The 23687-nt window shown below is 65.7% G+C and carries 22 protein-coding genes; 10 read left to right on the top strand and 12 right to left on the bottom strand.

Features of this window, described 5'->3' with window-relative positions; translation table 11 throughout:
• Positions 1-261 precede the first annotated feature (261 nt).
• Both LCM4576_RS12280 and LCM4576_RS36285 read right to left on the bottom strand, forming a co-directional pair.
• On the bottom strand, positions 262-1296 hold the full coding sequence (locus LCM4576_RS12280) for an aspartate-semialdehyde dehydrogenase (protein WP_071032339.1): 1035 nt from the start codon (positions 1294-1296) through the stop codon (positions 262-264).
• A 107-nt stretch (positions 1297-1403) separates the two neighbouring features.
• Positions 1404-1589, bottom strand: coding sequence for a hypothetical protein (locus LCM4576_RS36285; protein WP_127236894.1), 186 nt, complete (start codon positions 1587-1589; stop codon positions 1404-1406).
• Between the two features lie 292 nt (positions 1590-1881).
• On the opposite strand from LCM4576_RS36285, the gene LCM4576_RS12285 reads away from it, so the two are divergent.
• Positions 1882-3738, top strand: coding sequence for a DEAD/DEAH box helicase (locus tag LCM4576_RS12285; protein WP_071032340.1), 1857 nt, complete (start codon positions 1882-1884; stop codon positions 3736-3738).
• Positions 3739-3772: 34 nt separating this feature from the next.
• On the opposite strand, the gene LCM4576_RS12290 is transcribed toward LCM4576_RS12285, so the two are convergent.
• From LCM4576_RS12290 to leuD, 6 genes are all read right to left on the bottom strand, one after another.
• Positions 3773-5155, bottom strand: coding sequence for a glycosyltransferase (locus LCM4576_RS12290; protein WP_206744874.1), 1383 nt, complete (start codon positions 5153-5155; stop codon positions 3773-3775).
• Positions 5156-5268: 113 nt separating this feature from the next.
• Positions 5269-6372, bottom strand: coding sequence for a 3-isopropylmalate dehydrogenase (gene leuB, locus LCM4576_RS12295; RefSeq protein WP_071032342.1), 1104 nt, complete (start codon positions 6370-6372; stop codon positions 5269-5271).
• Positions 6373-6602: 230 nt separating this feature from the next.
• Positions 6603-6953, bottom strand: coding sequence for a VOC family protein (locus LCM4576_RS12300; RefSeq protein ID WP_071032409.1), 351 nt, complete (start codon positions 6951-6953; stop codon positions 6603-6605).
• Positions 6954-6966: 13 nt separating this feature from the next.
• Positions 6967-7350: a RidA family protein gene (locus LCM4576_RS12305; RefSeq protein ID WP_071032343.1), complete on the bottom strand. Its 384-nt coding sequence runs from the start codon at positions 7348-7350 to the stop codon at positions 6967-6969.
• A gap of 340 nt (positions 7351-7690) precedes the next feature.
• Entirely contained in the window at positions 7691-8605 is a 915-nt protein-coding gene (locus LCM4576_RS12310; RefSeq protein WP_071032344.1) for a hypothetical protein, read from the bottom strand.
• Positions 8606-8817: 212 nt separating this feature from the next.
• Positions 8818-9423, bottom strand: a complete 606-nt coding sequence (gene leuD / locus LCM4576_RS12315; RefSeq protein WP_071032345.1) for a 3-isopropylmalate dehydratase small subunit — start codon at positions 9421-9423, stop codon at positions 8818-8820.
• Between the two features lie 185 nt (positions 9424-9608).
• On the opposite strand from leuD, the gene LCM4576_RS12320 reads away from it, so the two are divergent.
• From LCM4576_RS12320 to LCM4576_RS12335, 4 genes are all read left to right on the top strand, one after another.
• Entirely contained in the window at positions 9609-10034 is a 426-nt protein-coding gene (locus tag LCM4576_RS12320) for a GNAT family N-acetyltransferase (RefSeq protein WP_041009888.1), read from the top strand.
• 76 nt (positions 10035-10110) lie between these two features.
• Positions 10111-10431 carry a helix-turn-helix transcriptional regulator gene (locus LCM4576_RS12325; protein ID WP_071032346.1) on the top strand — a complete coding sequence of 107 codons (321 nt, stop codon included), beginning with the start codon at positions 10111-10113 and terminating at the stop codon, positions 10429-10431.
• A complete protein-coding gene (locus LCM4576_RS12330) occupies positions 10428-10877 on the top strand; it encodes an SRPBCC family protein (protein ID WP_071032347.1) in 450 nt (149 codons plus the stop codon). Before LCM4576_RS12325 ends, LCM4576_RS12330 begins: the two co-directional genes overlap by 4 nt.
• Positions 10878-10993: 116 nt before the next feature.
• Complete coding sequence (locus LCM4576_RS12335; RefSeq protein WP_071032348.1) at positions 10994-11464, top strand: SRPBCC domain-containing protein; 471 nt, start codon at positions 10994-10996, stop codon at positions 11462-11464.
• 185 nt (positions 11465-11649) lie between these two features.
• On the opposite strand, the gene LCM4576_RS12340 is transcribed toward LCM4576_RS12335, so the two are convergent.
• The 3 genes from LCM4576_RS12340 to LCM4576_RS12350 are packed head-to-tail and all read right to left on the bottom strand — an operon-like array spanning position 11650 to position 15133.
• Entirely contained in the window at positions 11650-12816 is a 1167-nt protein-coding gene (locus LCM4576_RS12340) for an FAD-binding oxidoreductase (RefSeq protein ID WP_071032410.1), read from the bottom strand.
• Positions 12817-12875: 59 nt separating this feature from the next.
• Positions 12876-14375, bottom strand: a complete 1500-nt coding sequence (locus tag LCM4576_RS12345; protein ID WP_083361386.1) for a HAMP domain-containing sensor histidine kinase — start codon at positions 14373-14375, stop codon at positions 12876-12878.
• Positions 14376-14434: 59 nt separating this feature from the next.
• Positions 14435-15133, bottom strand: coding sequence for a response regulator transcription factor (locus LCM4576_RS12350; protein ID WP_071032350.1), 699 nt, complete (start codon positions 15131-15133; stop codon positions 14435-14437).
• A gap of 638 nt (positions 15134-15771) precedes the next feature.
• Here LCM4576_RS12350 and LCM4576_RS12355 point away from each other — a divergent pair.
• Together LCM4576_RS12355 and LCM4576_RS12360 are read left to right on the top strand one after the other, a co-directional pair.
• Entirely contained in the window at positions 15772-16647 is an 876-nt protein-coding gene (locus tag LCM4576_RS12355) for a CoA ester lyase (RefSeq protein WP_071032351.1), read from the top strand.
• A 70-nt stretch (positions 16648-16717) separates the two neighbouring features.
• Complete coding sequence (locus LCM4576_RS12360; RefSeq protein ID WP_040987961.1) at positions 16718-16924, top strand: DUF1737 domain-containing protein; 207 nt, start codon at positions 16718-16720, stop codon at positions 16922-16924.
• A gap of 167 nt (positions 16925-17091) precedes the next feature.
• Here the strand turns inward: LCM4576_RS12360 and LCM4576_RS12365 are convergent, their stop codons facing one another.
• Positions 17092-17529 (bottom strand): metallopeptidase family protein, encoded by a 438-nt coding sequence (locus tag LCM4576_RS12365; RefSeq protein ID WP_071032352.1) that lies wholly within the window; start codon positions 17527-17529, stop codon positions 17092-17094.
• 182 nt (positions 17530-17711) lie between these two features.
• On the opposite strand from LCM4576_RS12365, the gene LCM4576_RS37170 reads away from it, so the two are divergent.
• Genes LCM4576_RS37170 through LCM4576_RS12380 form a run of 3 tightly spaced genes read left to right on the top strand, consistent with a single transcriptional unit; the run spans position 17712 to position 23450 of the window.
• On the top strand, positions 17712-18704 hold the full coding sequence (locus LCM4576_RS37170; RefSeq protein ID WP_071032353.1) for an ImuA family protein: 993 nt from the start codon (positions 17712-17714) through the stop codon (positions 18702-18704).
• Entirely contained in the window at positions 18646-20121 is a 1476-nt protein-coding gene (locus tag LCM4576_RS12375) for a DUF6504 family protein (RefSeq protein ID WP_071032354.1), read from the top strand. Before LCM4576_RS37170 ends, LCM4576_RS12375 begins: the two co-directional genes overlap by 59 nt.
• Positions 20118-23450: an error-prone DNA polymerase gene (locus LCM4576_RS12380; protein WP_071032355.1), complete on the top strand. Its 3333-nt coding sequence runs from the start codon at positions 20118-20120 to the stop codon at positions 23448-23450. Before LCM4576_RS12375 ends, LCM4576_RS12380 begins: the two co-directional genes overlap by 4 nt.
• Positions 23451-23687: the final 237 nt, after the last annotated feature.

A 23687-nucleotide genomic window follows, 5' to 3' on the forward strand; every position in this document is an offset into this window, starting at 1 on the left:
GGATATCCGCATGGAATCACTGATCCGATTCTGTGCAAAGCCCTCACAAGGGGAGAAGGAAGAGGCGTCCCGGCCGAAGGCCGAGCCCGCGACTGCGGGCCGCCGGTCGTCCGGCGCCCCCGCGGAGGGCCCGCCGCGGCAGCGGCGGAACAGCCCGTGAGCGAAACCAAACACCCGAGCCCGCGACCGCGGGCCGCCGGTCGTCCGGCGCCCTCGCGGAGGGCCCGCCGCGGCAGCGGCGGAAACAGCCCGTGAGCGAGATTAAGCCGCCTTCTTCTTCGGCTGGATCAGGCCGCGCTCGACCAGGAGCTCGGCGATCTGCACGGCGTTGAGCGCCGCGCCCTTGCGCAGATTGTCGGAGACGACCCACATCGACAGGCCGTTGTCGACGGTCGAATCCTCGCGGATGCGCGAGATGAAGGTGGCGTCCTCGCCGGCCGATTCCAGCGGCGTGATGTAGCCGCCGTTCTCGCGCTTATCGAGCACCTGGCATCCGGGCGCCTCGCGCAGGATCTCGCGCGCCTCATCCGCCGTGATCGGCTTCTCGAACTCGATGTTGACCGCTTCCGAGTGGCCGATGAACACCGGCACGCGCACGCAGGTCGCCGTCAGCTTGATCTTGGGGTCGAGCATCTTCTTGGTCTCGGCCACCATCTTCCATTCTTCCTTGGTGAAGCCGTCGTCGAGGAAGACGTCGATATGCGGGATGACGTTGAAGGCGATGCGCTTGGTGAACTTCTTGACGTCGACCTGGTCGGYGACGAACACCGCGCGGGTCTGCGTGAACAATTCGTCCATGCCTTCCTTGCCGGCGCCCGAGACCGACTGGTAGGTGGCGACGACGACGCGCTTGATGGTGGCGGCRTCATGCAGCGGCTTCAGCGCCACGACCAGCTGCGCCGTCGARCAGTTCGGATTGGCGATGATGTTCTTGCGCGTAAACAGCGAGACCGCGTCCGGGTTCACCTCGGGCACGATCAGCGGCACGTCCGGATCGTAGCGGAAGGCCGACGAATTATCGATGACGACGCAGCCCTGCTTGCCGATCTTGGGCGACCATTCCTTGGAGACGTTGCCGCCGGCCGACATGACGCAGAGGTCGGTGTCGGAAAAGTCGTAGGTGTCGAGCGCCTTGACCTTCAGCGTGCGGTCGCCGAAGGACACTTCCGTGCCCTGGCTGCGCCGCGAGGCCAGCGCCACGACCTCGCTCACCGGGAAGCCGCGCTCGTCCAGAATGTTGAGCATTTCGCGGCCCACATTGCCCGTGGCGCCGACTACCGCAACCTTGAAACTCATCGATATCTCCTGTCCCTCTCCGCTTGGTTGTTGGAGAAAACCCGCCGGCCTGTTGCGGGTTTCGTCCCCCGGGCCGGACCCGGGAGAGGGTGGTTAGGCCAAGGGAATCACACCGTTTTGGTGGTGGTTTTGGCCGTAGTTTTGCTGGAACGGACGGACGCGCCGAAGCGCCCGGCCCGATGTTGTGCATCGCGGCCGGGGGCATCGAATGCAAGAAGAGCCATCAAAAGGCCGCGCATCGAATAACGATCCCGTTCGACGCGGGCTTTTACGCGGTTTGCGGAAAGAGTCAATCGGCGGCGCGCCTCCCCTTCCCCCCTTGTGGRGGAAGGTGTCGCCGAAGGCGACGGATGAGGGGGGCTCCAGCGGAGTGAGGCGCTGGCGTTCCCTGGAACACCCCTCATCCGTCTCGGCGCTGCGCGCCGATCCACCTTCCCCCACAAGGGGGGAAGGGAGAGGCGGTGCCGCCTGCTCTGTACAATGACGGCCGCAGGAAGTAGGAACGCCGCAAATATCCTTTGGCCGGCGCAGTGCCGGCCTTGTGCTCCGTGATGAGCACAGACCCCCGAATTCCGAAAGAAGAAAATGTCCAGTATCGAAACGATCGTTCCTGCGCTGGCAGAGGCGCTGGAAAAGCGCGGTTATTCGGCGCTGACGCCGGTGCAGAAGGCGGTGCTCGAGCCCGAGCTCGGCGAGGCCGACGCGCTGGTGTCGGCGCAGACCGGTTCCGGCAAGACCGTCGCCTTCGGCCTTGCCGTGGCGCCGACCCTGCTTGGCGGCGCCGCGCAGTTTGGCGATGCCCGCGCGCCGCTGGGACTGGTCGTGGCGCCGACGCGCGAGCTGGCGCTGCAGGTGCGGCGCGAGCTGGAATGGCTCTATGAGCTGGCCGGCGCGCATATCGCGTCCTGCGTCGGCGGCATGGACATGCGCACCGAGCGCCGCGCGCTGGAGCGCGGCGCCCACATCGTCGTCGGCACGCCCGGCCGGCTGCGCGACCACATCACGCGCGGCGCGCTCGACATGTCGGCGCTGAAGGCCGTGGTGCTGGACGAGGCCGACGAGATGCTCGATCTCGGCTTCCGCGAGGACCTCGAATTCATCCTCGACGCCGCACCCGCCGAGCGCCGCACGCTGATGTTTTCGGCCACCGTGCCGCGCTCCATCGCCACGCTGGCGCAGGGTTATCAGCGCGACGCCGTGCGCATAACCGCCGGCGGCGAGGAAAAGCAGCATCTCGATATCGAGTACCGCGCACTCTCCGTCGCGCCCGCCGATCGCGAGAACGCCATCATCAACGTGCTGCGCTATTACGAGGYGGCGAACGCCATGGTGTTCTGCAACACCCGCGCGGCGGTGAACCACCTCACGGCGCGCTTCAACAACCGCAATTTCTCCGTCGTGGCGCTGTCCGGCGAGCTCAGCCAGAACGAGCGCAGCCACGCCTTGCAGGCGATGCGCGACGGCCGCGCCAAGGTCTGCATCGCGACAGATGTCGCGGCACGCGGCATCGACCTGCCCAATCTCGATCTCGTCATCCATGCCGACCTGCCGAGCAATCCGGAGACGCTTTTGCATCGCAGCGGCCGCACCGGGCGTGCCGGACGAAAAGGGGTGAGCGCGCTGATCGTGCCCGGCAATGCCMGCCGGCGCACCGAGCGGCTGCTCGCCAATGCCGGCCTCACYGCGACCTGGGCGAGCCCGCCCTCGGCCGACGAGGTGCTGCGGYGCGACGACGAGCGCATCCTGGCCGACCCGTCCTTCGGCGAGCCGGTGAAGGACGAGGAGCGCGACTTCGCCGCCGCGCTTCTCGAACGGCATGGCGCCGAGCTGGTGGCCRCCGCCTTCGTGCGACTATGCCGGGGCAGCCGCTCGGCGCCCGAGGACCTGATCGATGTCRGCCCCTTCGCGCCGTCGAAGGAGAAGTTCGCACGCCGGGAAGACGCACCCGCCCGCCGCGACGATTTCGGCGACAGCGTCTGGTTCTCGCTGTCGGTCGGCCGCCGGCAGAATGCCGAGCCGCGCTGGCTGATCCCGATGCTGTGCCGCACCGCCGGCATGTCCAAGCGCGAGATCGGCGCCATCAAGATGCAGCCGGAAGAGACCTTCGTGCAGATCGCCGCCGACTGGGCCGACCGGTTCGTCGCCGCGATYGGCCCCGACCGCAAGCTGCAGGGCAGCATCGCGGTCCGGCGCATCGACGGCACGCCGGACCTGTCGCGCGCCGGCTACCAGCCGCCGAAGCCGGACAAGAAGCCGCATCGCGGCAAGCGGTCTTTCGACCATGGCGCGCCAGGGCGCAAGTTCGACAAGCGTGCCGACATTTCCACCGAGCAGCGTCCCGCTGCCCTTGAGGGAAAACCTTGGAGAAAGAAATCGGGCAAGCCGAAGCATGAAAATGCCGGCGGCCCGAAGTCCAAGAAGGCGAAGAAGCGCCCGGTCTGATCGATCCAGCCGCCGTCAGCGCGCCGGGTCATTGCTATCCGGCAGTTGCCTTGAGCCCGGCCTTGATCGCGGCCCAGCTGTCGGAAGGCGTTGTCGGCCGGTGTTTCTCGGCGATACGCTCGCAAAGTGCGCGGCGCCACGCAACGTCCTCGAACATTCGGCGAATGGCGGCGTACCAGCCGGCCTGGTCCGTGGAATCGATCGCCGGCATCAGGCCGCCCGTCGCTTCGATCAGCGACGACGTGGTCGAAACGATCACCGGAATGCCAARGTCGAGACACTCCGAAGCGGCATAGCCCCAGCCTTCGATATGGGAAGGAAAGACGCCGAAGCTGGCGCTGCGATAATAACGGATAAGTTCCTCGTCGCTCACCGGACCGACGAAGACGATTTGTTTCCTCAGCTGCGGATGCGCTTCGAGATAGGCGCTGAGCTCCTCCACCATCCAACCCCAGCGGCCGACGCAGACAAGCTTGGGCAATTTGACGCCCTCGTCCAGCGCCTGCTGCCAGATGCGTGCGAGCAGGATGTGATTCTTCCGGATCTCAACCGTCGAGCAATAGAGAACGAACGGCTCGGCGACATCGAGGCGCGACGTCGCGCCGAGCCGTGTTGCTTTTTCATGAAGCAAGGAAGGCATCGGGAAGCGATGCACGGCCGGCAGATGGATGCCGGCCCTGCGCATGTGGTCACCAAGCATCTCTGCCGCGGCATTGGAAGTGCAGAAAGCCGCCGCCCCGGAACGCACAAGTGCCTCCAGATTTGGCCCGAAGACCGATCGCATCCTGCCGTTGCCGACAAGGTCCGGCCGTATCGTCGGGATCATGTCGTGGCACAGGAAGGCCGTGCTGGTCCTTTGGCGGGTGAGCTCAGCCGCCGTTTTGCCGACCATGACATAGTTGCTGATCAAAATCTTCGCAGAGCCTGGTTCCTCGTCCCCGTCAGCGGTGCCTGGACGAAACAGGCCGGCAATCAGGCCACCACGCCGCCAAAGACGGTAGGCGCGCAACATCACTCTCAACATTGCGCAAATCAGGCCCGGGCGCCCTTCGCTCACTACGCTCGCGAGCTGCCGATCCGCTTCTCTTTTCGCCATCGGATAGCGCCGCACCATGTCGAAAGCGCTCCGCAAAGCCGCAAGGCGTCTGCGCCTGGGCCGCAGCCGGAACGGCGCGATCTCATGGATGCCCAGCTTCTCCATCTCGAAATTCTCGAGCGGCCGGAAGCGACGGCTGGAAAGGTCCAGCGTCACCACCTCGATAACGGGATCGAGGTCGGACAGCGCCGCCCTGATCATGAAGTCCTCGACCCGCTGGATGCCGGCCAGCGCGCCGCGCCACGCGAGCAGGCCGGTCGCGTCGATGYAGATTTGCCGTTTCTTGTCGGCGGTTTCTTCCGCACCGTCTGGCGACGGCACCGATTTCTTCTTGGACATTGCCCCAGAGACGACGAAGCGATTTGCCGCTTCTATCCAGGTTTGACAGAGGATGAAAGCCGCCTGGGGTTGCAGCTGCGGAACGGGCGCATCGATCAGCCGAAGAACTTGGCGATGATGGCGTCGCCCATCTCTGTGGTGCCGACTTCCTTCATGCCGGCCGAGAAGATGTCTTTGGTGCGCAGGCCGTCGTCGAGCACGGCGGCGATGGCCGCTTCCAGCTTGTCGGCTTCGGCGACCATGCCGAAGGAATAGCGCAGGCACATGGCGAAGGAGGCGATCATGGCGATCGGGTTGGCGATGCCCTTGCCGGCGATGTCGGGCGCCGAGCCGTGCACCGGCTCGTAGAGCGCCTTGCGCTTCTTGGTCTTGGCATCCGGCGCGCCGAGCGAGGYCGACGGCAGCATGCCGATCGAGCCGGTTAGCATCGCGGCGATGTCGGACAGCATGTCGCCGAACAGATTGTCGGTGACGATGACGTCGAACTGCTTCGGCCAGCGCACCAGCTGCATCCCGCCGGCGTCCGCGAGCATGTGGTCGAGCTTGACGTCGGAATAGCGCGCCTTGTGTGTCTGGGAGACGACTTCGTTCCACAGCACGCCCGACTTCATGACGTTGCGCTTTTCCATCGAGGTGACGTGATTACGGCGCGTGCGGGCCAATTCGAAGGCGACGCCCGAGATGCGCTCGATCTCGAATGTGTCGTAGACTTGGGTGTCGATGCCGCGCTTCTGGCCGTTGCCGAGATCAATGATCTGCTTCGGCTCGCCGAAATAGACGCCGCCGGTGAGCTCGCGCACGATCAAGATGTCGAGGCCCTCGACCACCTCCTGCTTGAGCGAGGAGGACGCGGCCAACGCCGGATAGCAGATCGCGGGCCTGAGATTGGCGAACAGCTCCATGTCCTTGCGCAGGCGCAAGAGCCCAGCCTCGGGGCGCACCTCGTAAGGCACGGCATCCCATTTCGGCCCGCCGACGGCGCCGAACAGCACCGCATCCGCCGCCATCGCCTTCRCCATGTCGGCATCCGAGATCGCCGCGCCATGCGCGTCATAGGCGCAGCCGCCGACCAGCCCCTCGTCGGTGGCGAAACCGCTGCCGAGCTTGTCGTTCATGGCCTTGATCAACTTCTTCACCTCGGCCATGGCCTCGGGGCCGATGCCGTCGCCGGCGAGCAGGAAGAGATTTTTCGAAGCCATGGAGAACCGTCCGGTGAGAGAAATTGAACCGGCGCCTTGCTAAACGGCGAACGCTTGCCGCGCAAGGGGACCTCTCGAAAGCTTGGGTTCCTCGCCCCCGCAAAGCGGGGGAGAGGTGTCCGCGAAGCGGACGGAGAGAGGGCCTTCGTAGGGTGCTCCCCTCTCCGTCTCGGTTTTGCCGAGCCACCTCTCCCCACTTCGTTCCCACTTCGTGGGGCGAGGAGCCCCACCTACCGATGCGCCAAAATATTCACCAAGCGCCCGAACGGATCGCGCACATAGAAGCGCCGCACGCCCCAAGGCTCGTCGGCCGGGCCGTATTCGACGACGAAGCCGGCCTTCTTCATGCCCGCAAGCGCCGCGTCGACATCGTCGACCTCGATCGACAGGTCCGGCACCGGCGTGCCCGACCCGCCCTCGGCCATGAAGCTCACCTGCACCGTCATGGTCTCGGCCGAGCCGCAAGTGGGGATCCAGCCTTGATCCGTCAGGACATCAAGTCCGAGCACGTCCTGGTAAARGCGCTTGGCCGCGGCAATGTCGGGTGTTTCGATATTGGCGACGATGCGCCTGACCTTCACCATGGGCCGATCCTCAGGCCGTGCGCCTGAGCGCCGTCACCTCGATCTCGATCTTCATCTCCGGCTTGTTCAGCTGGCACACGATCATCRTCGCCGCCGGGCGGATGTCGCCGAACGTCTCGCCGAGGATCGGGAACACCACGTCAACATAGGCCTGGTCGGTGATATAGTAATGCGCCCGCACCACGTCGGCCATGTCGAAGCCGCCCTCGGCGAGCGCCTTGGCGATGGTGGCGAGGCAGTTGCGCGTTTGCGCCTCGACTGTGTCGGGCATGGTCATGGTGGCATAGTCGTAGCCGGTCGTTCCGGAGACGAAACACCAGTCGCCCTGCACCACCGCGCGCGAATAGCCGGCGGTCTTCTCGAAGGGGRAACCGGTTGAGATGAGCTTGCGCATGGGGGGCCTCGCTGTTGGTTGCGGGCCTGCATCTAGCAAAAGAGGCTCGGCTGGTCGTGGGCCAAGCAATGCGAAGCATTGTCACGAGGCGAGCGCCAGCCTCGGAGATTAGCGATAGCCGCCCCTCCCGTCGTCATTCCAGGGCGGAGCAAGGAGCGAAGCGACGCGCGCAGACCCTGGAATCCATGCCGTTACGCTGAAGCGGCGCCCAGCGGTGCAGAATTCTGGACCCTCGCACTCTACGGCAGCGGTCACGGAATGGATCCTCGGGTCTGCGCTCCGCTTCGCGTCGCTCCGCCCGTGGATGACGAAGGGAGAGGGCCGTCGCCGTGYCGAACCCCTAGTTCCCCTGCGCATCCTCATACGCCTTCTTGATATCGTCCGGCCAGTCCTTCAGCGGCGGCCAGGCCTGCGGATCGCCATTGTCGCCGCGGCGGGCGAAATAGACTTTCTGCTTGGCGGGATCGACCGCCATGAAGCCGTCATTGCCGCCGCAGTCATGCGGCAYGCAGCCGGTGGCGTAGAAGGCGCCCGACTCGGTCTTTTCGGTGCCGCCGCCGACCAGAAGGCTGGTCGCCATGTCGGGCATGTCGTCGCCCAGGAGCGCCTGGCCGGCCTTGTAGACGGCCTCGTTGTGGAAGGCGTCGATGATGTTGTCGTATTTCGACGGATCGACATCCTTCCAATCGGTGCCGGGCTCGGGCGTGTAGGTCAGGTTGCCGGAGGTCGTCAGCCCTTCCGTGGGCGACCATTGCAGCGCCGGCTTGGAATCGCCCGGCAGCAGATAGGGCACGAAATAGATGGCGTCGTCGGAGACGGCGGCCGGCGGCGCGCCGCATTCGTCCTGCTCGACCGTGGTGGTCTGGATCTCGCTGTCCTTCTTCCAGACGATGACCTTGGCCGGCCCGCACTGGTTGYCGCCGTCGCCGACATCGACCAGCGCAACGTTTACGTCGCCGATCTTGACGATCTTGTCGAAGAAGACGTCGTAATTGCTGGCAAGCTGCTTGCCGTCATAGGACAGCACCTTCTCGCCGTCCTGCTCCGRCTGGGTGATGGTGAGTTGCCCGCCCTCGAATGGAATCGGCGCCTGCTTGTCGTCATCCGGCGCAGCCTGGTCGGATGCGCCCTGATCGGCGGCGGGCTGGTCGGAGGTTGCGGGTGCCGGYTGCGGGGCCGGCGCGGTGGTCTGGGCATTGGCGCCGACCGTAGCGAGAAGGACTGCCACCGAAGCAGCCAGAAGCGAACGTGTCATGACGGTCCCCTCCACTCAGTCGCGAGCCCAGCCGGCGACGGCGGGGTTATCGATTGTAGTCGTGCCGCTCAGAGACTGTTTCGAAATTCGCTCCGGCGAGTCATATGGTGGTGGTTTCGAGAACCGGAGCGGAGCGGACATTTGGGTCCGTGAGCACCGGAAGCGCAGAAACCGCCGGCAGATGGCCGCCGGAGTAGAATTTCCAAATAGTCTCAGGCCCAGGGGCGCTGCTCGGCATTCCTCTTCTCGAAGGAAGCAATGGCCCCGGCCTTCTCCATGGTGAGCCCGATGTCGTCGAGGCCGTTCAAGAGGCAATGGCGCTTGAAGTCGTCGAGGTCGAATTTGACCACGCCGCCGTCCGGACCGCGGATTTCCTTGGCTTCCAGATCGATCGACAGCGTCGCGTTGGAGYCGCGCGAGGCGTCGTCCATCAGCTTGTCGAGGTCTTCCGGGCTGACGGTGATCGGCAGGATGCCGTTCTTGAAGCAGTTGTTGTAGAAGATGTCGGCGAACGAGGTCGAGATCACGCAGCGGATGCCGAAGTCGAGCAGCGCCCAGGGCGCGTGCTCGCGGCTCGAGCCGCAGCCGAAATTGTCGCCGGCGACCAGGATCTGCGCCTTGCGGTAGGCCGGCTTGTTGAGCACGAAATCCGGGTTCTCCGAACCGTCCTCATTGTAGCGCATCTCGGCGAACAGGCCGGTGCCGAGCCCGGTGCGCTTGATCGTCTTGAGATAATCCTTCGGGATGATCATGTCGGTGTCGACATTGACGATCGGCATTGGCGCGGCGACGCCCGTGAGCTTGGTGAATTTGTCCATGGTTACCTGCCCGTCTTCTTGGCCTGCGGGGAATTTTGCGGGACGGTTTACACAAAGCCGGCGGCAAATGAAAGGCAACTGTTCGTGCACGGTCCTTGGGCCAATGGCGGGGCATGGCTTGCGGAGGGATTGGACACCTCAAAAAACGACTTCGAAATTGTGGCCGGCTGGTGCAGTCTGCGRCCATGGCTAGTCCTTCCAAAGTCTTCTACGCAAGCGAGCCCAAGCTCGATGTCGCCGAGTTCCGCCACGTGCTGGTGGAGTCGGGCCTCGGCAAGGTGCGGCCCGTCGACGACGAGGCCCGGCTGCAGACGATGCTCGACAACGCCAACCTGGTGCTGACCGCGCGGCTCGACCGGCCGGACCGGCAACTGGTCGGCGTGGCGCGCGGCATGACCGACTTCTCATGGGTCTGCTACATTTCCGACCTCGCCGTCTCGAAGGCGGCGCAAGGGCTCGGCGTCGGCAAGGGCCTGATGGACGAGGCGCAGCGCCAGCTCGGCCCTTCGGTCGCCATCAGCCTGATCTCGATGCCCGACGCCGTCGGCTTCTACGAGCGCATCGGCATGACGCGCATGACCGACGCCTTCTGGTTCTCCCGCAAGCGCTGACGCCATTCACCGGCAAGTGATCGCCTGGTCCTGTTGTGCGGCTTGACATGCAACCAAATGGTTGCATATTAAAGCCATGAGCATGGATGCCGTCTTTCGCGCTTTGGCCGACCCGACCCRCCGGCAATTGCTGGACAGTCTCCATGCCCGGAACGGGCAGACGCTGAACGCGCTCTGCGAGCACATGGATATGACGCGCCAGGCGGTGACCAAGCATTTGGCGATCCTCGAGGAGGCCAACCTCGTCACCACCATGCGCCGCGGCCGCGAGAAGGAGCACTACCTCAACCCCGTTCCGATCAACGAGATCGCCGAGCRCTGGATCGGCAAGTTCGAGCGCCATCGGCTCAGTGCATTGAGCGACCTGAAGCAACGTCTTGAAAGGGAAGAGCCGTGAGCGAGAACAGCTTCGTCTATGTCACCTACATCCGCACGACGCCTGAAAAACTCTGGCAGGCGCTGACCGATCCCGAATTCAACCGGCAGTTCTTCCTCTGCTCCTATCAGGAGAGCGACTGGAAGGTCGGCTCGAGCTGGAAGCTGATGTTCCCGGATGGCCGCATTGCCGACTCGGGCGAGATCCTCGAGATCGACCCGCCAAAACGCCTGGTCATCAAATGGCGCAACGAATGGATGCCCGAGGTGAAGGAGGACGGCTACACGCGCTGCACCTTCACCATCGAGCCCGACGGCGAATTGATGAAGCTCGCCGTCATCCACGAGGCCGACGGCCCGCACAGGCTGATTGCGAACGTCTCCAAGGGCTGGCCGCTGGTGCTGGCGAGCCTCAAGAGCCTGCTCGAGACCGGCAAGGGTTTCGAGCGCCCGCCGTCAAAGGGCTAGAGCAAGATCCAGGAAAAGTGTGAAACGGTTTGGGTTCGGCGACTTCGCCGTAACCACCCGCCCGGAATTACGTAAGAAAAGCTTCGTTTCGGACAATTTTACCGGAGGCGYATGCGATGCTGCAATTGTCCTTGCCGCAGGCCATGGCGAACGCGGACACGGTCATGGCCTCGGCCGAGCTTCCCGCCTCGCCGGACCGGGTCATTGCCGCGTTGATCACCGGGGAGGTCGAGCGCTGGTGGGGTTCGGCCGACACTTACCGGATGACCGGGTGGAACGCCGATCTTCGCGTCGACGGCGGCTGGAACGTCACGGTACAGACCGCCGACGGCAGACGCCTGCCCGCCAGCGGAAAATTCCTCGAAATCGAGATGCCGCGCCGGATCGTCCAGACAAGGCGCTACGACTGGGACCATCCGGCGCTCGGCCGCAAGGAAACGACCGTAGCCTATCTGCTTGAGGYGATCGGCGACGGCACGCGGCTCACTATCTGCCACGGCGGATTCGCCGGTTTCCCCGACGCCGCGGCGGAACATGCCGAAGGCTGGGCGCGCGTGCTTGGGTGGCTACAGGAGTATTTTGGGTGAGGGAGGACGGGTCGCTTAGCGCGGCCTTACCTTCTCCCCTTGTGGGAGAAGGTGGATCGGCGCGCTAGCGCCGAGACGGATGAGGGGTGTTCCAGCGGAGTGAGACGTCGGCTTTCCCTGGAGCACCCCTCATCCGTCGCCTTCGGCGACACCTTCCCCMACAAGGGGGGAAGGGGGCGCTGGCGCTAAATCACATTCAGCTCCCGGAACGCCCTTCCTTGCGCCACCCGCTCATAGCCGAACGCCGTGCAATCGATCGTGCGATACCCGCCATGCATGACAAGCTCCGCGATCGACTTGCCCACCGCCGGCGCCTGCTGCAGGCCGTGGCCGGAGAAGCCGTTGGCGAACAGGAAGTTCTCGACCTCCGGATGCGGCCCGATCACCCCGTTCTGGTCGAGCGTGTTGTAGTCGTAATGCCCGACCCAGGCGCGCGTCGGCTTGATCGCCTCGAAGGCCGGGATGCGGGTGGCCAAGGTCGGCCAGATCACCTCTTCGAACAGCGGCCAGTTGACGTCGAAATCCTTCGGGTCGGGCGCGACATCGCCTTCCTCCGGCTCGGCGCCGCCGGTGAGGTAGACCGAGCCCTCCGGCCGCACATAGATTCCGCTTGGATCGACCAGCAGCGGCATGTCGGCATATTTCTCGCGCGCCTCGAAGACGAAGACGTTGCGCTTGCGCGGCTCGACCGGCAGCTCGAGCCCGGCAAAAGCCGCGACCCTGCCGGCATTCGGCCCGGCGGCGTTGACGACGATACCGGCTTCGAGCGTCTCGCCATTGTCGAGGCTGACACCGGTGACGCGATTGCCGTCGCGCGAAATGCCGGTGGCGGAAGCCGTGATGAAATCGATCCTCTTGTCGCGCAGCGCCTTGCGGAACAGCGTCAGCAGCGCATGCGCGTCGAACCAGCCCTCGCCGCTGCGGCCAAAGGCTCCCGCGGAAACATCCTCGACCGACAGCCAGGGAAAGYGGCGCGCCAGCTGCCCGGCGTCCTCGAGCAGGATATCGGCGCCCTCGGCGACCTGAGTCGCGTGATTGGCCTTGAGGATCGGCAGCCCGGCCTCGCCGGCGAGGATCAGATAGCCGCCCTCGCGAAAGCCGATATCGGCATCGGGACCAAAAGTCTCCTTCAGCCGCCGGAACAGGTTCAGCGTGAACTGCGACAGGCGGATGTTTTCCGGAATCGAGAATTGYTGGCGGATCGAGGCTAGCGACAAGGTCGTCGCCGCGTGGGAGAATTGCGGATCGCGCTCGATCAGCGCGATCGAGCCGGTAAAGCCTTCCTCGCGCAGGTAATAGGCGACCGAGGACCCGACGATGGCCCCGCCGATGATGACGATGTCGTAGCGCATTTTTTCTCCGATCCAGAGCAATTCCAACGCCCGGAATTGCGTAGAAAGCCGCCGCGCGTTCACGCAGCCGGCAGATCGATCTCGAAGCGCGTGCCGCGCTCGGAGTCAACCAGCCTGATCGTGCCATCATGCGCTTTCAGGAGGGCCAGCACGATGCCGAGCCCCATGCCGGTGCCGCCGGATTCGCGCCTTGTGGTGAAGAACGGCTCGAAAATCCTGGCGCGGTTGGCGGCCRAGATGCCGTCGCCATCGTCGCCGATCTGGACCGACGCGCGCTCGCCATCGGCCGAGGCACGGATCGCCACCTGCCGGGCGCCATGCCTTGCCGAATTGTCGATGAGATTGGCAAGCACGATGCCGAGATTCTCGGCCGAGATGCCGAGCCTGATATCGCCGCCGCCCTCGAGCCGCGCTTCCAGCCTCGTGTCGATCGGCAACGACGCCAGCGCCGCATGAAGCGTCGTGCTTTCGCCGCTCGGTTCCAGGTTTTCGGCGCGCGCCAGGTCGAGCAGCCGCCGCACCAGCAGATTGAGCCGTCCGGCATCGGTGAYGATGTTGTTGGAGAAACGCTTGCGCTCGGCCTCGTCCATCGCGCCGCCGGAATCCCTGAGCAGCTCCGCCGCGCCCTGGATCGCCGTCAGCGGCGATTTCAGCTCATGCGAGACATGGGTGGCGAAGGTCTGGATCGAGTCGGAGCGCGCCTGCAGTTTTTGCGCCATGTCGAGGAAGGCGGCCGACAGCGCCGCCATCTCGCGCGTGCCGTGATGGGCGAGCGGCCTGATCGCGTCGCGGTCGCCGGCGGCGATGCGCTTCGTGCGATCGATCAGCGCGTAGATCGGCCGGCTGACGGTGCGGATGAACACCAGTGCGATCAGAAGCGTGCCGCCGACGATGGTGATCGCCGCCAACGTCACCTTGCCGCGCTCGCCATAGAGGTGCTTGACGATGTTGTTCGGCGTCCGCGACAGATAGACGACGCCCGCGACCCGGCCATCGAGCTCGACCGGCATGGCGACGAAGACGCGCACCCTGGTGCCGCGGCTGACCGAATAGAGCGGCGGTGCCGGCTGGTCGGGGATACGCAGGCGCAGTTCGCTGGCATAGGCGCCGGAAAGCGCGGTCCGCACCTCCTCGACATCGCCGAGCGACCGGCCGACCTCGTCGCCGCCGGCAATCACCACGCCGTGCGGATCGAGCAGGCGGAAGCCGGCAAGCGTCGTTTTCTGCGTTTCGTCGAGGATACCGTCGAGCCGGGCGCCGATGGCCGCGAAGGCCGGATCGGGGGTGGCGGGAAGCGCCGCGGGGCGCATCGGCATGACATCGTCGGAGGCGAGGTCGAGCCGCGGCTCGATCGGATCATAGGGATAGTTGTTGTCCCGCGCCGGATCGGCCGAGATCGGCGAACCCAGCCTGTCCTGGGGAATACCGGCCGCGCGCACCTCCTGAGCATAAAGGGCCGCGACCACCGCGCCCTGCGCGATCAGCTCTCCCTCGGTCTGGCGGATCAGCTGGTTCTCATAGAGCCGGAAGAAGAAGAGCCCGACCAGCGGCAGCGCCATGACCACGATCAGGATGGCGATGACGACGGTGGCGAGCCGCGGCCGCCACCTTTCCTTGCTCAACCACCGCATCGGCCGAGCCGGAAGCCGACGCCATGCACCGTCGCGATCGCGTCGAGGCAGCCGACCGCCGCCAGCTTGGCCCGCACGTTGCGGATGTGGCTGTCGACCGTGCGTTCCGAGACATGGATGTTGGAGGCATAGGCATTGGCCATCACCGCGTCGCGGCCGAGCACGTGCTGCGGCCGGGCGAGGAAGCCCTTCAGGATCGCGAATTCGATCGCCGTCAAGGTGAGCGGCTTGCCGTCGAAGCTCGCCGCATGGCTTGCCGGGACAAGCATGAGCTTGCCATGCGCGAACGCATGGTCATCGGCTTCCTCTTCGACCGGCGCGGGCCGCGCCCGCCGCAGGATGACGTTGACCCGGGCGACCAGCTCGCGCGGGCTGAACGGCTTGGTCACATAATCGTCGCCGCCCATTTCCAGTCCGAGGATGCGGTCGATCTCTTCGTCGCGCGCGGACAAGAACAACACCGGCACGTCGGATTTTTGCCTCAGCCTCCGGCACACCTCCAGTCCGTCCATCTCCGGCATGCCGATGTCGAGCACGATGAGGTCGGGCGCGCCGCGCTCGACCGCCTGGAGCGCCGCCGCGCCATTGGCGACGGCGGCCGTCTTCATGCCGGCCTTTTCCAGCGCGAAGCAGATGATCTCGCGGATATGYGGGTCGTCGTCGGCGACGAGGATGTGGTGCGGCATCGATCAATAGCCCGGYGGGTAAGCTTGGGTGACGGCAGGATTAGAGCAATTCCAAGGAAAAGTGCGAAATTGTTTTCGGCCGGGAGCTGTGTCGGGACAAGGGGCAACGAGCCTCATCGCCGGACCGTCCTCGGCGTGCCCRCCACGTGGCGCGACCTTGGGGCGAAAAGTAGGACATCCGCCGCGACGCGCAGTCTTTGCGGCTCGACGAGCCACCAGCCTTCATTGCGGAGCCGGCGCGGCAGCGACCAGCGGGATGTATGTGGCGTTTGCATGGCGGCCTTGTCACCGACGGGCGCGGTAAGGGCGCGGCGGATTGGAGGAGGTTTTCCGCAAGGGTTTGCAGTTTTCGTGCAGGCCAGCCCCTTGAGAGACAGGCCAATCGCACAGGGAGCTCCCCCTCTCCGTCTCGGCTTCGCCGAGCCACCTCTCCCCCGCCATAAAGGCGGGGGCGAGGAACCCAAGCTGCGAAGGGCGCTACCTTGGCGATTGGCGTTTCCTCGCCCCCACAAAGTGGGGGAGAGGTGGCTCGGCGCGCAGCGCTGAGACGGAGAGGGGGCTGGCGCTGCCCTATGCGATTGTCCTGCCCTCGAGGGACTCACCTTGCCTCGCCCGCCATCACCCGGCATAGATCGGCCATGGCCCAAGAACCCTACAGCYCGCGCCGCTCGGTGCTTTACATTCCCGCCTCGAACGACAAGGCGCTCGCCAAGCTCGCCTCRCTTGCCTGCGACGCCATAATCATCGACCTCGAGGACGCCGTCCTGCCCGCCGACAAGAAGGCCGCGCGCGACAAGGTCGCCGGCATCCTGGCTGCGCGCCCCGAACGGCGCTGCGAGATGGTGGTGCGCATCAATCCTTTGGCCAGCGAATGGGGCACCCACGACCTGTTGGCCGTGGCCAAGGCCGAGCCCGACGGCATTCTACTGCCCAAGATCGGCACGCCGCGCGACATCCTGGAAGCGGGCGACCTGCTCGACGACAATTTCGCGCCGGACAGCGTGAAACTATGGGCGATGGTCGAGACGCCCAGAGCGCTGCTCAACATCGGCGCCATCGCCGAGCTTGGCCGCGATCCGGCGGCACGCCTCAATTGTTTCGTTACCGGAACGAATGACCTGGTGAAGGCGACCGGCATCCTGGCGGACCGGCGCTATCTGATGCCCTGGCTGATGCAGCTGGTGCTCGCCGCTCGCGCCGGCGGCCTCGACGTCATCGACGGCGTCGCTAATGATTTTCGCGACCTCGACGCCTTTGCCCGCGAATGCGCCGAGGCCGCCGCCATGGGCTTTGACGGCAAGTCGCTGATCCACCCTGCCCAGATCGAGCCGGCGAACCGCGCCTTTTCGCCGTCGGCGGAGGCGCTGGCCGGGGCCCGCGCCATCCGGGATGCGTTCGCGCAGCCCGAAAATGCCGGCAAGGGGGTGATTGCGCTGGATGGCAAGATGGTCGAGCGGCTGCATCTGGCGGAAGCCGAGAAACTTCTGGCGAAGGCCGCGATCATCGGCGCATGATGCGCCGGGCGCGTTTTCAGGCCCGGCTTTCCGCCCGGTCATAACAGCTTAGGCACGACAGGACAGATCCATGAAACTCTACCGCTTCCTCACCGGCCCGGACGACGCCACCTTCTGCCACAAGGTGACGGCGGCGCTGAACAAGGGCTGGCACCTGTTCGGCTCGCCGACCTACGCCTATGACAAGAAGACCAAGTCGATGCGCTGCGGCCAGGCCGTGGTGAAGGATGTCGAAGGCCAGGAATACACGGCCGACACCAAGCTCAGCGACTGGTAGGCGACGCCCCCTCACCCAGCCTCCGCTTCGCTCGGCTGACCTCTCCCCGAGGGGAGAGGAGGCGGTCGGCGCCGGCGCCAACCTCTTCTCCCCACCGGGGAAGGTGGYCGCGAAGCGGCCGGATGAGGGGGAGTCGCCGCGAAGAACGATGCGGATGACGAGGTGCTTTAGCCCGCTGCCGCCTGCTCGGCCGCCTCCTCGATCCGCTCCATGTCATCGTCCGACAGGCCGAAATGGTGGCCGATCTCGTGGATCAGCACATGGGTGACGATGTCGCCCAGCGTCTCCTCGTTCTCGGCCCAGTAGTCGAGGATGGCGCGGCGGTAGAGCGTGATGCGGTTCGGCCCCTCGCCGGTCTGCGGGTTCCAGCGCTCGGCGATGCCGCGCCCCTCGAACAGGCCGAGCAGGTCGAAGGGCGTCTCCAGCGACAGGTCGTCCATGATCTCGTCGGTCRGAAAATCGGCGATCTGGATGACGATCTCGCCGGTGAGCTGGCGGAACTCTTCCGGCAGATGGGCATAGGTCTCCAGCGCCAGAAGCTCCATCTCGTCCATCGACGGCGAGAGCTGGTCGTGCCAGGTGCGGGTCTTGTAGATGCGGGCCATGAAATGTCCTTTGATCCAGGCATATAGGCTTTCGCGCCGATAGAGGCAAATGAGCCGGCTGGCGGGCTTTCCCGAGGGTAAAGAGTGAAGGAATAAATTCCTTGTGACTCCGCTTGACTCTTCCGGGGCCCTCTGGAATCTATAAGAACATAACAGGAACAATTGCTGCGGAAGTGAACGTCATGGCGATGAGCGCCGTGGCGCGGGACACTGTTTTTGCCCTGCGCCGCCAGATCGCGAAGATCGAAGGAACGCTGCCCGAGCGCCTGCAGGCGCCGGCGCCTGGCGCGCCTCTCGATGCTGCCAGGTTGGACATGACGCTTGTCCGGCGTGGYCTCGCCGTGGCTGCGGCGGACGCCTTCCTGCGCACCGGCATCGAACGCCTCGACACCGCCCTTGGCGGCGGCCTGCCCAGGGCGGCGCTCAGCGAGATCCATGGCCTGGAGACCCGCGATGCCGGCACCGTCGCCGGCTTCGCGCTGTCGCTCGTGAGCCTGATCCTCAAGGAAAGGCAGGGCCTGCCGATTCTCTGGGTCGGCACGGCGGAAATCTTCCACGAGGCAGGCCTTCCCTATGCCAGAGGCCTTCACGCTTTGTTCGGCATCGAGCCGGAGCAATTGCTGTTTTCCGAGGCGCCGAAGCTGCTCGACGCGCTGTGGATCGCCGAGGAGGCCGCCCGCATGACCGCCTTCGCCGCGGTCATCCTCGAGATCCGCGGCAGTCCGCAACGGCTCGACCTCACCGCCACGCGGCGGTTGCACGCGCGGGCGCAAAATGCCGGCAGGCCGGTGCTTTTGCTGCGCCAGGCCGGCGCGGCCGACCCCACCGCCGCCCCTGTGCGCCTCATCGTTTCGGCAGCGCCGGCGGCCAGCCGCGAGACGGTCGCCGGGCCGCTCGCCGGCTCGATCGGCCGCCCCGCCTTCAAAGTCGATATCGGCAAGAGCCGCACGGCCCTGCCCGGACAATTCACACTGGAGTGGAACCCAAATGAGCACGCTTTTGCAGAAAGAACAGAGAATTCTGTCGCTGTGGTTCCCGCATCTCAGCGCGGAGCGGATCCTGCGTCAGCGTCTGGGGCGGTCCTGGCGTTCCCGGCCCTCGCATCATCTGCCTCTGGTGATCAGCCATCGCGACAACAACACCCAGCGCATCGCAGCCCTCGACGAGCGGGCTGAGGCGCTCAAATTGAAGCGTGGCATGGGCATTGCCGATGCCCGCGCCATGCATCCTTCGATCGATGTGGTCGAGGCCGACCCGGAAGCCGACCGCCGCCTGCTCGAAGGCCTTGCCGACTGGTGCGACCGCTACACGCCGCTGGTGGCGATCGACGCCGAGGACGGGCTGTTCCTCGACGTCACCGGCTGCACGCATCTGTTCGGCGGCGAGCGCGCCATGCAGGACGAGATTCTCACCCGCTTCTTCCAGCAGGGTTTCGATGTCCGCGCAGGCCTCGCCTCCACGCCGGGCGCCGCCTGGGCGGCAGCGCGCTTCCATGGCGACCGCATCGTGGCCGGCGGCGAGGAGGAGGCGCTGCTTTCGCCGCTGCCGCTGTCGGCGCTGCGCATCGCGCCGGAGACCCGTACCGGCCTGGAAAGTGTGGGCCTGCGCACCGCCGGCGCGGTGATGGCAGCACCCCGCGCGCCGCTCGCCCGCCGCTTCGGCGCCTCTCTTCTTCTGCGCCTCGACCAGGCGCTCGGCCGTCTCGATGAGGCCGTGTCGCCGCGCCTTCCCGTCGCGCCGCTCTCGGTCGAGCGCCATCTTGCCGAGCCGGTCATGCTCACCGACGACATCGAGCGGCTGGTGAGCCGGCTGGCGATCGCCTTGAAGACCGATCTCGAGCGCCGCGGCGAAGGCGCAAGGACGCTGGCGCTGCTTCTCTTCCGCGTCGACGGCGCCGTCAGCCRCATCGCCGTCGGCACCTCGCGTCCGATGCGCGAGCCGCGACTGATCCAAAGACTGTTCCACGAGCGGCTGACCGCGCTGGAGCAGAGCATCGACGCCGGCTTCGGCTTCGACCTCGTGCGGCTGTCCGTGCTGTCGGTCGCCGCCTTCGACTTGACCCAGGGCGACCTGACCGGCGAGGCCGACGATGATGACGCCGACATCGCGCTGTTCGCCGACCGCGTTCGCGCCCGCCTCGGCGAGGCCGCCGTTTTGAAACCCGTTGTCGTCGAAAGCCATCTGCCGGAACGCGCCGTCAAGACAGTGCCTTTCGCCGAAGCGCCGCAACGGCGCGCGCCGGCGGCCGGCCGGGCGGCGCCCCCGATGACCGTCTATCCGCCGGAGCGGCCGGTGCGCCTGTTCCGCTCGCCCGAGCCGATCGAGGTGCCGGCGACCGAGATCCCCGAGGGACCGCCGATGAATTTCCGCTGGCGGCGCGCGCTCTACCGCGTCGCCCGCGCCGAAGGCCCTGAACGCATCGCCGCCGAATGGTGGCGGCAACTGCCCGGCGAGGAGGAAACGCCGACCCGCGACTATTACCGCATCGAGGACAGCGAAGGGCGCCGCTACTGGCTCTACCGCCAGGGTCTTTACAGCAGCGCGCCCCAGGCCGCACCGCCGCGCTGGTACATGCATGGGGTGTTCGCATGAACGCGCTGACCGCCATCCCCTATGCCGAGTTCGGCATAAGCTCGAATTTCTCCTTCCTGCGCGGCGCCTCCAAGCCGGAGGAGCTGGTGGTCACGGCGAAATTCTACGGTTTTTCGTCGATCGGCCTTGCCGACAGGAACACGGTCGCCGGCGTCGTGCGCGCCTGGCAGCAGGCCAAGGTGGAGAAGATGGCCTATCATCCCGGCTGCCGCCTGGTGTTCGGCGACGGCACGCCGGACATCCTCGCCTATCCCCGCGACCGCCAGGGCTGGGGGCATCTCTGCCGCATGCTCACCCAGGCCAATTTGCGCGACGAGACCGAGAAGGGCGCAACGCTGCTCAAGCTTGACGACCTGCTCGAATGGGGCGATCGAATGTCGCTGGCGATCCTGCCCGATCTGTCCGGTGGCGCGGAAGGCAATCTGGAATTTATTAGCCGGCTTAAGGATCGCTTCGGCATGGCGCTCCGCCTTGCCGTAGCGCCGGATTATGGCGGCAACGACCGCTTCCGTATCGAGCAGGCGGCGGCGATGGCCGACCATGCGCGTGTCCCGCTGATGGCGACCAACGACGTGCTCTACCATGYCGCYGATCGCCGCCCRCTGCAGGACGTGCTCACCGCGATCCGCCTCAACACGCCGGTTTCCGAGGTCGGGCTGGAGCTGGCCGCCAATGCCGAGCGCCACCTGAAGCCGCCGTTGGAGATGGCGCGCCTGTTCCGCCGTCACCCGCAAGCGCTGGCCGAGACGCTGCGCTTCGCCGACGAGTTGACCTTCTCGCTCAGCGACCTCCAATACAATTATCCGGACGAGCCGACCGAATCCGGACTGGAACCGCAGGCCGAGCTCGAAAGGCTGGCGCGCGAAGGCGCGGCTAGGCGCTATCCGGCCGGTGTTCCCGAGGATGTGCTGAAACGCATCGACAGCGAGCTCGCGCTGATCGAGCGGCTGAACTATGCGCGCTATTTCCTGACCGTCTACGACATCGTCAAATATGCCCGCAGCCAGAATATCCTCTGCCAGGGCCGCGGCTCGGCCRCCAATTCAATCATCTGCTTCTGCATCGGCATTACCGAAGTCGGTCCTGACCGCATCGACACGCTCTTTGAACGTTTCATCTCCGAAAAGCGAAACGAGCCGCCCGATATCGACGTCGACTTCGAGCATGAGAAACGCGATATCGTCATCGCCTACATCTATGAGAAATACAGCGCCAAGCGCACCGCCTTGGCCGCCGCCGTGATCAGCTATCGCGGCCGCTCGGCGCTGCGCGAGGTGGCCAAGGCCATGGGCCTGTCGGAGGACGTCCGCAGCGCGCTGTCCAGCACCATCTGGGGCTGGTCGACCTCCGAGCTCGGCGAAAGGGAAGCCAATGCCGGCGGCCTCGACCGCGCCGATCCGCTGTCGCGTCAGGTTCTGGAGCGCGCCAATGAGATCATGGGCTTCCCCCGCCACCTTTCCCAGCATGTCGGCGGCTTCGTCATCACCCGCGACCGGCTCGACGAGGTCGTGCCCATCGTCAAGACGGCGATGGACGAGCGCAAGATGGTCGAGTGGGACAAGGACGACCTCGATGCGGTGAAGATCCTCAAGGTCGACGTGCTGGCGCTCGGCATGCTGACCTGCCTGAAGCGCGCCCTGACCCTGCTCACCGATCATTACCCGGAAGCGCGGGATCCGTTTGGACGGCCTTATGTGCTCGCAACCCTTCCCGAAGAGGACAGGCGCGTCTACGCCATGATCCAGAGAGCCGACACGCTCGGCGTCTTTCAGATCGAGTCGCGCGCGCAGATGTCGATGCTGCCTCGTCTCAGGCCGGAGAATTTCTACGACCTCGTCATCGAGGTCGCCATCGTGCGGCCCGGTCCGATCCAGGGCGACATGGTGCATCCCTATCTGCGTCGTCGGCAGAAGAAGGAAAAGCCTGAATATCCCAAGCCGGAGCTGAAGGAGATTCTCGGCAAGACGYTGGGCGTGCCGCTGTTCCAGGAACAGGCGATGAAGATCGCCATTGTCGCCGGCGGCTTCCAGCCGGGCGAGGCCGACGAGTTGCGCCGCGCCATGGCGACCTTCAAGCGCACCGGCACGATCGGCAATTACCGCCAACGCATGATCGRCGGCATGGTCGGCAGGGGCTACGAAAAGGAATTCGCCGAGCGCTGCTTCAAGCAGATCGAGGGTTTTGGCGAATATGGCTTTCCCGAAAGCCATGCCGCGTCCTTCGCGCTCTTGGTCTATGCTTCCTGCTGGTTCAAGACCTTCTACCCGGATGTCTTCTGCGCCGCGATCCTGAACGCCCAGCCGATGGGTTTCTACCAGCCGGCGCAGCTCGTGCGCGATGCGCGCGACCATGGCGTCGAGGTGCGCGCGGTCGACGTCAACCATTCCGTCTGGGATTGCACGCTGGAAGAGTCGGCCTTCGATCCGTCCCGCATCCTCGAGCGCCACGCCTCGATGCGCGGCGTGATCCGGACGGCGCATGCGGTGCGGCTCGGCTTCCGCCAGATCAAGGGCCTGTCCGAAGAGCGCATGGACGCCGTGGTCGCGCAGCGCGGCGACGGCTATCGGTCGGTCAGGGATGTCTGGCTGCGCTCCGGCCTCGATGTTGGCGAGATCGAAAGATTGGCTGAGGCGGACGCGTTCCGCTCGATCGGCCTCGACCGCCGCTCGGCGCTCTGGGAAGTGCGGGCGCTTGACGGCAAGAGTGCTGCCGAGAGATTGCCGCTGTTCGACCGGCCCTCGCTCGGCCTGCGCGAGCTGGAGCCGGAAACGAAACTGCCGAAAATGCCGCTCGGCGAGCATGTCGTGCACGACTACCGCTCGCTCGGCCTGTCGCTGAAGGCGCATCCCGTCGCCTTCCTGYGCGAAAAGCTGGATCGCGCCGGCGTCACACCCAATGCCCGCCTGCCATCGGTACGCGACGGCCGCCGCGTCTCCGTCGCCGGACTCGTGCTGGTGCGCCAGCGTCCCGGCAAGGGCAATGCCATCTTCCTCACGCTGGAGGACGAAAAATCGATCGCCAACGTCATCATCTGGCCGCGCGTCTTCGACCGTTTCCGCTCGGTGGTGATGGGCGCGCGCTTCATCCGCGTCACCGGCAAGCTGCAGCATGAATCGGACGTCATCCACATCGTCGCCGACAGGATCGAGGACTTGACCTCCTGGCTGAGCGTGCTGCTGGAGTCCGCCAATCGCCCGGTCATCGAGCACAATCCCGCCGAACGGCCGGTTGGATCCGCCGCAAGCCGTGGCCTGCCGGTCCATCAGGACGTCGCGACCCTATCGAGCGCCGCGCGACAGGTCATGCCCAAGGGGCGGAATTTTCAGTAGGACGGCACGGGGGAGGCAGACGCCCGATTGCGTGTGCCGTTACGACGCACAACTTTGATGTCGGCGGGACAGCGCCCCCCTCTGTCCTGCCGGACATCTCCCCCACGAGGGGGGAGATCAGATGTCACGCCGGCTTTCGCCAATCGCCAACGTTGCAGGATACGCAAGGCGCCGAAGCTGCCAATCTCCGCCCTTGTGGGGGAGATGGCCGGCAGGCCAGAGGGGGGCGCGAAGGAT

Source organism: Mesorhizobium sp. LCM 4576, assembly GCF_001854815.1.
Classification (GTDB): domain Bacteria; phylum Pseudomonadota; class Alphaproteobacteria; order Rhizobiales; family Rhizobiaceae; genus Mesorhizobium; species Mesorhizobium plurifarium.

Bases quoted from the DNA above. Each gene is read 5' to 3' on its own strand.
- LCM4576_RS12320 (WP_041009888.1), top strand. From the start codon at position 9,609: ATGGCTAGTCCTTCCAAAGTCTTCTACGCAAGCGAGCCCAAGCTCGAT.
- LCM4576_RS12360 (WP_040987961.1), top strand. From the start codon at position 16,718: ATGAAACTCTACCGCTTCCTCACCGGCCCGGACGACGCCACCTTCTGC.